This is a genomic window from Marinilactibacillus sp. 15R (assembly GCF_001895285.1).
GTDB lineage: Bacteria > Bacillota > Bacilli > Lactobacillales > Carnobacteriaceae_A > Marinilactibacillus > Marinilactibacillus piezotolerans.
In genome coordinates this window covers 66,916-78,973 of sequence record NZ_CP017761.1, presented here as the reverse complement: position 1 = coordinate 78,973, position 12,058 = coordinate 66,916, and the positions used below count along the sequence as shown (strand labels likewise).

The following is a 12,058-nucleotide window of genomic DNA, read 5'->3' as shown; positions in this document are numbered from 1 at the left end:
ATGAAAAACATGAAATTGATAGTAGCGATCGTTCAAAATCAAGACAGCAAAAGACTTGCCGATGAATTTGTAGAGAAAGGCTTCCGTGCAACAAAACTATCTTCTACAGGAGGGTTTCTACGTGCCGGAAATACAACTTTTTTAATTGGAGTGGAAGACCGTAGAGTAGAAAGTGTATTAGCTCTGATTAAAGAAAATTGTTCAACTAGAAGTCAAACGATGATGAGCCCGCCTTCTTATGATTTTACATTAGAATCTGACTTGACATATCCGGTAGATATAGAAGTAGGAGGAGCAACATTATTTGTTCTTCCAATCGAACAATTCCAACAATTTTAAAGCTAGGGGAGACGTCTAATGTCTACCATTGTTAAAAAGCAAGCTAATATCCATGAATTATTTTCTAAAATGATTCAAAACCAGACTATACAGCATGCTTATTTATTTGAAGGTGTTGCTGGAGCTGGAAAAAAAGAAATGGCATTGTGGATCGCAAAAGCTCTTTTTTGTCCCAATTATTTTGAGCATAATGAGCCATGCGGCACTTGCCATCAGTGCCAGAGGATTGATACGCATCAGCATCCAGATATTATTGAAATCAAACCAGATGGATTATCAATCAAAGTAGCGCAAGTCAGAGAATTGAAAGCGGAATTTTCTAAAAGTGGAGTAGAGAGTAAAAGAAAGTTGTTTATTATCGAAGATGTTGAAAAGATGACCCAGAATGCTGCTAACAGTTTGCTGAAATTTCTGGAAGAACCCGATGGTGAAACAACAGCACTGCTTTTAACTACAGCAAAGCAGAGACTTTTGCCGACCATTCTTTCTAGATGCCAAGTCATTCATTTCCCAGTCCAGTCTCTTGAAAAAAGAATTCGGGAACTAGAAGCCAGAGGATTGACTTTGTCACAAGCTTCTTTAACTTCTAGAGTTACTCACGATGCTGATAAAGCAATCGAACTCGCAAATGATGAAGAGTTCCAGGATACAGTTAAGACTGTCTGGAATTGGTTCAAACTTTTAGCTAAGCAGGATGAACAGGCATTTATTTTTGTACAGACAGAACTGATGAGTACGGTCAAAGAGAGAGAATCTTATCAATTTGTTATTGATCTGCTGATTATTATATATCGAGATCTTCTTAATTTGACGTATTCAGATTCAGTCACATTGGCATTTTTGAATCAAGAATCCAATATGAAACAATTTGCTGCTCAGTTATCCAGCAGAAAACTAATTGAAGTTTTAGAACAACTACTTGAAGCAAAAAAGAAGCTAAATAGTAACGTAGCAGCCCAAGGTGTTTTCGAAGATATTGCATTACAGATAGTTTTTAGTTAAATTTAAAAAGAGTAAGCATATAAATACAGATAATGACTGAGATTTTATATTTTTCTTTATTGAGTGTTTGCCAATTCAATTCTAATCGTGTTATGCTATTAAAAGATACTATATCGCCAATTCAATTTTTTAACTGCTCGACCGTTTAAAATATTCAAGTCGAAATCAAACGTGAAGAAATCTGTAGAAATGAAAAAGTGGTGTACAATGAATAAAAAGGAATTACATGACACATTTTCCGAGTTGGAATCCCAAGCAGAAGCCACTCTGAAGACACTCAAGCAAGTAAAACAAGAGCTGTCTCAGTTAACCGAAGAGAACCATGCTTTGAGTATGGAGAACCAGCATTTACGAGACAGATTAGCTGAAGTCATCAAGCAGCAGTCCATTGAAAAACAAATTAGCGATACGGGAATGACTAAATCTCGAATGAATCTAGAAAAGATATATGAAGATGGATTTCATGTATGTAATCTTTTTTATGGTTCCAGAAGAGATGGAGACGAACCATGCGCATTTTGTTTGGAAGTTATTTATGGAGAGCGAAAATAAAGTAGTCAGTCGGATCAGAAAAATATATAATTTTTTAGATACTATATATAGTGGTTATCGAAAAAAACAAAAAAGTATATTATTAGTGCAACTCCTTGTACACTCTCGTTTTGCTTGTTAAATTGAGCAAAAAAAGCGAGAGTGTCTTTTTGTGTCTTGACACAACATATTGTGTTCTCGTTAAATTAATTTTCTACATACAGTGTTTTGTGCTTGAAAAAAATCTGAAGTCATGTAAAATAATAGATACGATACCAAGCGAGCTTAGCGCTGAAACAGGATGGCGAACAGTTAGCGCTAATCACTATATATAGATGAGCTCATTGGCTGAAGTAAATTAATTCACAGAGAAATTCACAAAGATATCGAACGAAATCGACGCAGTAATTTTCATTTATTTAGGAGGAAATCATCATGTCAAATAAACCAGTTATTGTCTATTCAAAACCTAATTGTATGCAATGCAACTTTACTAAAAAATATTTAGAAGATAAAGGAATCTCTTACGAAGTTAAAGATATTGCTGAAAATGAAGCAGCAATTGAAGAAGTGAAAAGCTTAGGATTTAGTTCTTTACCAGTTGTTATTGCTGAAGGACTAGAAGCATTCAACGGATTTCGTCCTGATATGCTGAATCAGTTAGCGTAGTGCCATGAAAGTAGTTTATCTTTCTTTAACTGGCCAGACAAGAAAATTCGTAAATAAACTTGGGATGGATTTGTTGGAAATAACTCCAACAAATCCTTTCATTACTATAAATGAGCCTTACATCGTCATTACTCCTACATACGATAAGGAAGTGACGGAAATTCTAAATGACTTTATTGAGACAGAACATAATGAATCTTTTCTAAAAGGAGTAGCTGGCGGAGGAAATATTAATTTTGGTCAGCTATTTGTTTTTACAGCAAAAGATCTAGCGAAAGATTATAATGTGCCTCTGCTTCACAGCTTTGAATTTCAAGGGAATGAAGTAGACGTGAAAAAATTAAAGAAAGCGGTGGATGATCTTGGCTTCAACTAGTCCAGTAAAAGAAATACCTAAAGAAGTGACGTATTTTCAATTAAACAATGAAATCAATCGACCAGTAAATAATCAAATTCCGCTTCATAAAGACCGAGAAGCGGTTAGAGCTTACTTTATTGAACATGTAAACCCTAATACTGTTAAATTCGATAGTATCAATGAAAAAATTGATTATCTGATTGAACATGATTTTATTGAAGAACCTTTTCTATCTCAATATTCAAGGTCATTTATCACTGAATTATTTGAAGATTTATATAATCAGAAATTCCGTTTTCGTTCATTTATGTCTGCGTATAAGTTCTATACTCAATATGCGCTTAAAACAAATGATGGTAATCGATTCCTAGAAAGATTTGAAGATCGTATCGGCTTTAATGCTCTGTATTTAGCAAATGGGGATGAAACACTTGCAAGAAAGATTGCAGACGAAATCATTCATCAGCGTTATCAGCCAGCGACACCGACTTTCTTGAACGCTGGAAGAAAACGACGTGGAGAATTAGTTTCTTGTTTCCTGATTCAGACGACAGATGATATGAATAGTATCGGTCGTGCGATCAATTCAGCACTTCAATTGTCTCGTATTGGTGGAGGTGTCGGGGTCAACTTGACGAACCTTAGAGCTGCCGGAGATCCAATCAAAAAAATCGAAAATGCATCCAGCGGTGTTTTACCGGTTATGAAGTTGCTGGAAGACAGCTTTAGTTATTCCAACCAGTTAGGACAAAGAAATGGTGCTGGTGCAGTATATCTGAATTTATTCCATCCGGACATTATGAGTTTTCTATCAACTAAAAAGGAAAATGCGGATGAAAAAGTTCGCGTTAAAACCCTTTCTCTAGGCGTCGTGGTACCAGATAAATTCTACGATTTGGCTGCTCGCAATGAAGATATGTATCTATTTAGCCCATATGATGTAGAAAGAATCTATGGTGAACCATTTGCTTATGTAGATATTTCTAAAGAATACGACAATATGGTCGCAAATCCCGAAATCAAGAAAACTAAAATCAAAGCTCGTGAGCTAGAAAATGAAATCTCCAAGCTGCAACAGGAATCTGGTTATCCATATGTAATCAATATTGATACAGCGAACAAGGCGAATCCGGTATACGGTACAATTACAATGAGTAACTTGTGTAGTGAAGTACTGCAAATACAAGAACCATCTATAATCAAAGATAATCAAGAATATGAATCTCTTGGTACTGATATTAGCTGTAATTTGGGGTCGACAAATGTAGTGAATTTGATGACTACTCCAGATTTCGAGGGTTCAGTGGATACAATGGTACGTGCATTGACCTATGTCACAGATCGCTCAAATATCGAAGCTGTTCCTTCTGTGAAAAATGGAAATGATAGATATCATACGATTGGTTTAGGAGCCATGGGACTGCATACATTTTTTGCACTAAATCAAATGCATTACGGATCACCTGAATCAGTAGAGTTTACAGATGCGTACTTTTTGCTGCTGAACTATTATACATTGAAAGCCAGCAATAAGATTGCAAAAGAGCGTAATCAGGTATTTTATGATTTTGATAAATCGGATTATGCAAATGGGACTTACTTTGATAACTATACAAAAGAAGATTTTAATTTTGCTTCAGAGAAAGTTGCAGCAATTTTTGAAGAACGTGGTATCAGTATTCCAACATCATCTGACTGGGATACACTTAAAGAATCTGTCCAGGAATCCGGATTATATCACCAATACCGCATGGCTGTTGCTCCAACAGGGTCAATCAGTTATGTGAATGAAACATCTGCTAGTATTCATCCTATCACCCGTTTAGTAGAAGAACGTCAAGAAAAACTGACTGGTAAAACTTATTACCCAGCACCATACTTATCAAATGAAACGATGCCTTATTATAAGAGTGCTTATGATATGGACATGCGTAAAGTCATTGATATCTATGCTGCAGCTCAAAAACATGTGGACCAGGGAATGAGTTTGACTTTGTTCATGAGGTCAGAAATTCCAGCAGGTATTTATGAATGGAAAGCAGGCAAGACAACAAAACAGACAACGCGTGATTTGAATATTTTAAGACACTACGCCCATAAAAAAGGGATTAAGTCTATCTACTATGTTCGTACGTTTACGGACGATGCAGAAGAAATCGGATCAAATGCATGTGAAAGCTGCACGATATAAGTCACGTCAAAACGTACAGGAGTAAATCCCTGAAAAGCTATATTGTTCTTTTATAGGGATTTCCTTGTATGCTGTAAATGACTCAGACAGAGCAAAGGATATGGACAAGGAGAATAAAATGACTGAAACGTATAAAGCCATTAACTGGAATCAGATCGAAGATATGGTTGATAAACTGACATGGGAAAAATTGGTAGAACAATTCTGGACTGATACTCGTATTCCATTGTCCAATGATTTGAGTGACTGGCAAAAGTTATCTTTTGATGAGAAAGATATGATTGCTAAAGTATTCGGAGGATTAACATTACTAGATACTTTACAATCTCAGGATGGGATCGAAGCATTGAAGAAGAGTATTCGTACTCAACATGAAGAAGCAGTATATAATAATATTGAGTTCATGGAATCTATGCACGCAAAAAGCTATAGTGCGATTTTTAGCACATTAAACACTAAATCTGAGATTGATCAAATTTTTGAATGGACACATTCAAATGAAATGCTTCAGAAAAAAGCTCAAATTATCAATGCGATTTATCAAGAAGGTACAAATTTACAGAAAAAAGTTGCTAGTGTTTTTTTGGAATCATTCTTGTTTTATTCTGGATTCTTTGCACCACTTCATTATTTGGGGAACAGTAAAATGACAAACGTAGCTGAGATTATCAAGCTGATCCTAAGAGATGAGTCAGTACACGGCACATACATTGGATATAAGTTTCAGATTGGCTATAATCAATTATCTGAACCTGAACAAGAAGAATTAAAAAACTGGACATATGAATTATTATTCAAGCTATATGAGAACGAAATGGAATATACAGAGTATCTATACGGTGCAATTGGCTGGACAGAACGTGTTGGGGTATTCTTAAGATACAACGCCAATAAGGCCTTACAGAATTTAGGTTTTGATCCCTTGTTTCCAGATACATCAGAAGACGTTGATCCCATTATAATGAATGGAATTTCCACAGGAACCAGCAATCATGATTTCTTCTCTCAAGTAGGGAATGGCTATCTACTGGGAATGGTTGAAACTATGGAAGATGAAGACTACGTTAAATGGTATTAGATTGATCGTGTTAACTGAAAAGTATTTCCTGCTTATGATTTTAAGCAGGATATACTTTTGATAGTGTTTGTGAAAAAACAACCAAAGGAACAAAATAATTGAGAGGGGCAGAATAAATGCAGACTACATATAAAGAAAACGAGACGATCCTACTAGAAGAGAAAGTAGAAAATAAATTAAAAGTATTAAAACAAGATGGTCGTACACAATCTTTCAATTTAAATAAAGTCCTGAGAATTTATATAGAATCAGCAAGACAGAATAATGTACAGTTGACCGATAATGAGCTAAATATAATTAAAGATAAAATAGAAGAAAAAATAGCAGTAAGAGTGTCACCTTTCATCAAAACATGTGAAATTGAACACATTTTAAAAAAGGTAATGAATGAATCAGGGCATCCAAAATTGATTATTTCGTATAATGAAGAAAAAGAAAATAAGTTAAGCGAAAGACAAAATCGGCGAGATGTAAACAAAATGATTCAAAGTTTACTAATAAAAGATAAAAGTATCGTCAATGAGAATGCAAACAAAGACAGCAATGTGTTCAATACACAACGAGATTTAACGGCTGGAATAGTGGGTAAGGCAGTTGGATTGAAGATGCTGCCAGAACATGTTGCGAACGCGCATGAAAAAGGTGAAATTCACTATCATGATCTAGATTATACGCCTTATTCCCCTATGAGTAATTGCTGTTTGATCGACTTTAAAGAAATGTTTGAAAAAGGATTTCAAATCGGTAATGCAGAAGTTGATTCACCCCAGTCTATACAGACTGCAACTGCACAAACAGCTCAGATCATAGCTAATGTAGCTTCCAGTCAATATGGCGGGTGCAGCTTTGATCGTATTGATGAAGTACTGGCACCTTATGCAAAACTGAATTATAAAAAACATCAGCAAACAGCAGAAAAATGGATAGATGATAAAGTAAAGAGACAAGAGTATGCAGTCGAGAAAACAAAAAAAGACATATATGATGCCATGCAAAGTTTAGAGTATGAAATTAATACACTTTATACTTCTCAAGGACAAACACCATTTACAAGTGTGGGATTTGGATTAGGTACGAACTGGCTAGAGCGGGAAATCCAAAAATCTATTTTAAAAGTACGCTTGAAAGGCTTGGGAAAAGAAAAGCGAACAGCGATCTTTCCCAAACTGATTTTTACTTTAAAGCGTGGCATTAATTTGAATCCGGAAGATCCTAATTATAAAATCAAACAGCTTGCATTAGCTTGCTCAGCTAAAAGAATGTATCCAGATATATTATCTTATGATAAAATTGTTGAATTGACTGGAAGTTTCAAAGCGCCAATGGGATGTCGCTCATTCTTACAAGGATGGAAAGATGAGCAAGGCCAAGAAATCAACTCTGGAAGAATGAATCTCGGGGTCGTTACCTTGAATTTACCTCGAATAGCATTGGAGGCAAAAGGAGATCAGGAAAAATTATGGTCATTACTAGAAGAAAGACTTGATACTCTTCATGATGCCCTGATTTTTAAAGCTGAACGGGTGATGGATGCTACACCAGAAAATGCCCCTATATTGTATATGCACGGTGCATTCGGCAAACGACTAACAAAAGAGCAGAGTGTCAGTGAATTATTCTTGAACAGAAGGGCTACAGCCTCTCTAGGATATATAGGATTGTATGAAGTCGCTACAGTGTTTTATGGTGGTGAATGGGAAGAAAATAAAGAAGCTAAAGCATTTACACTGGATATTATTCGAAAACTCAAACAGACAGCCGACAGCTGGAGTGAAGAGACTAATTTGCATATTAGTGTATATTCTACGCCAAGTGAAAGCCTGACAGATCGTTTCTGTAAATTAGATAAAGAAAAATTTGGTATAGTTAAAGATATAACGGACAAAGGCTATTACACAAACAGCTTTCATTATGATGTCCGAAAAAATCCGACACCATTTGAAAAGATTGAATTTGAGAAAGAATATGCTCCTTATACTAGTGGAGGATTCATTCATTATTGTGAATATCCAAAATTACAAACAAACTTAAAAGCATTAGAAACTGTATGGGATTTTGCTTACGATAAAGTTGGATATTTAGGAACTAATACACCAATTGATCACTGTTATAAGTGTGGGTTTGAAGGAGACTTCACTCCTACTGAACATGGCTTTAAATGTCCTGAATGCGGGAATACGGATCCGGAGACTTGTGATGTCGTTAAAAGAACATGTGGTTATCTTGGAAATCCTCAAAAAAGGCCAATGGTAGATGGACGACATAAAGAAATCTCTTCAAGATTGAAGCATATGAAAGGATCTGACGTGAATGCCAACTGATCCAGTAGCCTGGACCTCAGATCAGTTCAGTAAGCATTATATTGCAGACTATAAACCTTACAATTTTGTAGATGGAGAAGGTGTTAGATGCAGTATTTATGTCAGTGGTTGCCCGTTTGCCTGTAAAGGATGCTATAACAAAGTTGCCCAAAATTTTACTTATGGGCAACCGTATTCCAAAGAATTAGAAGATAGAATTGTAGAAGATTTACGAGCTGAATACTGTCAAGGCCTTACACTGCTTGGTGGAGAACCATTTTTGAATACAGGTGTTACGATACAACTATGTCGACGTATCCGAGAAGAATTTGGATCAGCAAAAGACATCTGGTCTTGGACAGGTTACACATGGGATGAATTGATGCGGGGAACTGAAGATAAACAGACATTGCTCACTTATTTAGATGTTATAGTCGATGGTCGCTTTGAACTTGATAAAAAAGATTTAAACTTAGCATTTAGAGGAAGTTCAAATCAGAGAATAATTGACGTTCAGCAATCTTTAAAAACAGAAACAGTAAAGTTATGGAATGATGGGGCCTATAAATAAACTTCTAAAACATTAAGAGCAGCTTTCAAAAAATTACTCGAAAGTCTTGCTGCTCTTAATGTTTTTATATTAAAAAAGAAAATGTAGAGAATTTGTTTAGAGTTTAATGAAGTAAGGATGAAAACTTGCTTTTCTTGAACCCTGATTTCTGGTATATTCTGTTGTATACTTTATATAATGAAATCAACTTCAAAAATAAAAAGTATAGATAATATATTCAGATTTTAAGGAGATAAATAGTGGAAGATAAAAGTATAAAGCAGCATTACGGATTATTAACAGCATTATCTATGATTGTAGGTATATGTGTAGGTTCTGGTATCTTTTTTAAAGCAGACGACATTTTAACATACACAGGTGGTAATGTTTTCTTAGGAATTATTGTATTTTTAATTGGAGCTTTCTGTGTTATTTTCGGAAGTATTACTTTAACAGAACTGGCAAGTAGAACTTCAAAAACTGGTGGTGTTGTAGGCTACTTTGAAGAATTTATTTCTTCGTCAGCTGCAAGTGCATTTGGCTGGTTTCAGTTATGGATCTACTTTCCAACGATAACGGTCGTAGTGGCCTGGGTCGCGGGAATTTATACGACGATGCTATTTGGACTTTCAACAACACTGGAGATGCAAATAGGTATTGGATTAGTTTATTTAACTTTTCTTTTTTCATTAAATTATCTTTCGCTTAAAACAGGTGGAAGATTTCAGAATTTGACAACCTTGATCAAAATGGTTCCGTTGATTGGTATTGGAGTTGTAGGGCTGTTTTGGAGTTCGCCTACACCGGAAATACCAAGTGGAATTGCAGCAATTGGAACAAGTTCAGTTGGGCTAGGATGGTTAGCGGCGCTTGCTCCTATGGCCTTTTCTTTTGAAGGCTGGGTTATTTCAACAACCATTACTCCAGAAGTGAAAAATGCTAAACGTAATATGCCGATTGCATTAACGATTGGGCCATTGATTGTGCTAGCAGTTTATCTAGCATACTTCTTAGGGACAGTAGCAATTGTAGGTGAAGAATATATCCTTTCCACAGGAGATGCTGCAATTAACCAGATCGGAACAGCCATTTTAGGAGCAAATGGAGAATCGATCATGTTGACATTCGTATTAATTGCAGTACTAGGTGTGGTTAATGGTTTGACATTGGGATTTATCCGTTTACCGCAGGCGTTGGCAATGAAGAATATGATTCCGATGAGTGATAAGATAGCAGAAATAGATCCGAAAAGTGAACTATCACCTTCTTCTGCTACGGCAGCTTATATGATTAGTCTCGTATGGATGCTGCTACATTACCTTACTCAAAAGACAGGATTGTTATCAGGCGGGGACGTTAGTGAGATTGCAATTGTTTTCAGCTATCTCGCTTATGCAGTACTTTACCTTAAAGTCATTCAACTAAAACGAGAAGGTATTGTTCAGAGTATATTCTTAGGATATATTGCGCCAGTATTTGGGACGATTGGGGCAATGGTAATCTTGATAGGTGGTATTTTCTCAAATCCAACATTCGTGCCATTCTTTTTGATCTTTTCTCTGCTGATTTGTATTGCGGGCTATTTCTATTATCAGAAAAAAGTTGTAGAAGTATAAAATAATGAAATAAATTAGAGCGCTCAGAAGATAAATTACTTTTGAGCGTTTTTTGCATAGGGATCTTTATTTTTAGTATAATTTAGCCAGTAGCTCCTGTAGTTATAAAATAAGAATGGCTAGTTTAAAAAAGGGGATAATTATATGGTACTGGAATTAGATTCAATGGACTTTCATGATATGACACTGACATGGATAAATGGTGGGATTACTTCAATGGATGGTGGAGCCATGTTTGGCCCCGTACCTAAACCACTTTGGTCAAAAAAATATCCGGTAAATGAGAAAAATCAGATAGAGTTACCGACAGATGCGATTCTAATTCAATATCAAGGGAAAAATTATTTGATTGATGCAGGAGTAGGTAGAGGGAAGCTGACTGAAAAACAGATTAGAAACTATGGCGTGAGGGAAGAAACACAAGCAGAAGAAAGCCTGGCTCAATTGGGAATAACGACAAATGATATTGATATGGTTCTGATGACCCATATGCATTTTGATCATGCCGGTGGTCTTACTCAATTAATTAAAGATAAATATGTCTCCACCTTCCCTAATGCTATAATTTACGTAAATAATGTTGAGTGGAACGAAATTCGTCACCCTAATATACGTTCTAAAAGTACTTACTGGAAAGAGAACTGGGAAGTCATTCAAGATCAGGTTAGAACATTTGATGATCATATTACAGTGGTGCCGGGGATCGAATTGTTCCATACTGGAGGTCATAGTGAGGGGCACTCGATTGTAAAATTAACTCAGCAAAGAGAGACTTTACTGCATATGGCTGATATTATGCCGACGCATGCTCATCAGAATCCGTTGTGGGTACTTGGGTTTGATGATTATCCAATGGATTCCATTGCAGCAAAACAGTATTGGATGAAAGAAGCAATAGAAGCAAATGCTAAATTCCTATTCTACCATGATGCTTTCTATCGAATGATCCAATGGGATACTACTGGAAAAAATATAATAAGTTCTCTCAAACGAACTAAACTACCGTATATTAATTGGATTCCTGAGAATGAAACAATAGATCGAGGATCCTTAAAAAGGTAATTTTTAACAGATAGAATTATTTAAATTTATAATAAGAATCATATCACACTTTATAAACTGTAGAATCAAAGTGTTTATAGAGAATTTGCAAAGGTTTTGAAAATTGATTTATTAGTAGAATATGGTATAATAGAATTATATTAGGAATAAATATGAAACATTATATAAAATCGTTTTAACGAAGTTTAATCGATCTGGCGCAACTATAGAGTTGTAAGGACATAGTAGAGGTAGGGACTGTGTTGTTTAAATGAGAAACTCAGTAATATAATTTGAATAGTATTTTAGCACGAAAATCACTGTATAAGTCATTTATTTTTAATTAGAGAGCCGCTCCTTAATTGGAGGGGCTTTTGTCAATT

11 protein-coding genes are annotated in these 12,058 nt (G+C 35.5%); all 11 read left to right on the top strand.

Going from position 1 to position 12,058, the window contains the following annotated elements:
* Window positions 1-9: 9 nt before the first annotated feature.
* Window positions 10-339, top strand: coding sequence for a cyclic-di-AMP receptor (locus tag BKP56_RS00355; protein WP_072693160.1), 330 nt, complete (start codon window positions 10-12; stop codon window positions 337-339).
* 18 nt (window positions 340-357) lie between these two features.
* Window positions 358-1,341 (top strand): DNA polymerase III subunit delta', encoded by a 984-nt coding sequence (gene holB / locus BKP56_RS00350; protein ID WP_072693158.1) that lies wholly within the window; start codon window positions 358-360, stop codon window positions 1,339-1,341.
* Between the two features lie 207 nt (window positions 1,342-1,548).
* A complete protein-coding gene (locus BKP56_RS00345) occupies window positions 1,549-1,893 on the top strand; it encodes an initiation-control protein YabA (RefSeq protein WP_072693156.1) in 345 nt (114 codons plus the stop codon).
* Between the two features lie 414 nt (window positions 1,894-2,307).
* Complete coding sequence (nrdH, locus tag BKP56_RS00340; RefSeq protein ID WP_072693153.1) at window positions 2,308-2,541, top strand: glutaredoxin-like protein NrdH; 234 nt, start codon at window positions 2,308-2,310, stop codon at window positions 2,539-2,541.
* A 4-nt stretch (window positions 2,542-2,545) separates the two neighbouring features.
* A complete protein-coding gene (nrdI, locus tag BKP56_RS00335; RefSeq protein WP_072693151.1) occupies window positions 2,546-2,917 on the top strand; it encodes a class Ib ribonucleoside-diphosphate reductase assembly flavoprotein NrdI in 372 nt (123 codons plus the stop codon).
* Window positions 2,904-5,090 (top strand): class 1b ribonucleoside-diphosphate reductase subunit alpha, encoded by a 2,187-nt coding sequence (nrdE, locus tag BKP56_RS00330; protein WP_232226907.1) that lies wholly within the window; start codon window positions 2,904-2,906, stop codon window positions 5,088-5,090. The genes nrdI and nrdE overlap by 14 nt, the downstream gene beginning before the upstream one ends.
* A 118-nt stretch (window positions 5,091-5,208) precedes the next feature.
* A complete protein-coding gene (gene nrdF, locus BKP56_RS00325) occupies window positions 5,209-6,168 on the top strand; it encodes a class 1b ribonucleoside-diphosphate reductase subunit beta (RefSeq protein ID WP_072693145.1) in 960 nt (319 codons plus the stop codon).
* A 116-nt stretch (window positions 6,169-6,284) separates the two neighbouring features.
* Complete coding sequence (nrdD, locus tag BKP56_RS00320) at window positions 6,285-8,489, top strand: anaerobic ribonucleoside-triphosphate reductase (RefSeq protein ID WP_072693143.1); 2,205 nt, start codon at window positions 6,285-6,287, stop codon at window positions 8,487-8,489.
* Window positions 8,479-9,039, top strand: a complete 561-nt coding sequence (gene nrdG, locus BKP56_RS00315; protein WP_072693141.1) for an anaerobic ribonucleoside-triphosphate reductase activating protein — start codon at window positions 8,479-8,481, stop codon at window positions 9,037-9,039. The genes nrdD and nrdG overlap by 11 nt, the downstream gene beginning before the upstream one ends.
* Before the next feature lie 239 nt (window positions 9,040-9,278).
* Window positions 9,279-10,634, top strand: coding sequence for an APC family permease (locus tag BKP56_RS00310; protein ID WP_156849191.1), 1,356 nt, complete (start codon window positions 9,279-9,281; stop codon window positions 10,632-10,634).
* Window positions 10,635-10,778: 144 nt separating this feature from the next.
* The gene (locus BKP56_RS00305; protein WP_072693140.1) at window positions 10,779-11,696 is read left to right on the top strand and encodes a YtnP family quorum-quenching lactonase; all 918 of its coding nucleotides are present in this window, start codon (window positions 10,779-10,781) and stop codon (window positions 11,694-11,696) included.
* Window positions 11,697-12,058: the final 362 nt, after the last annotated feature.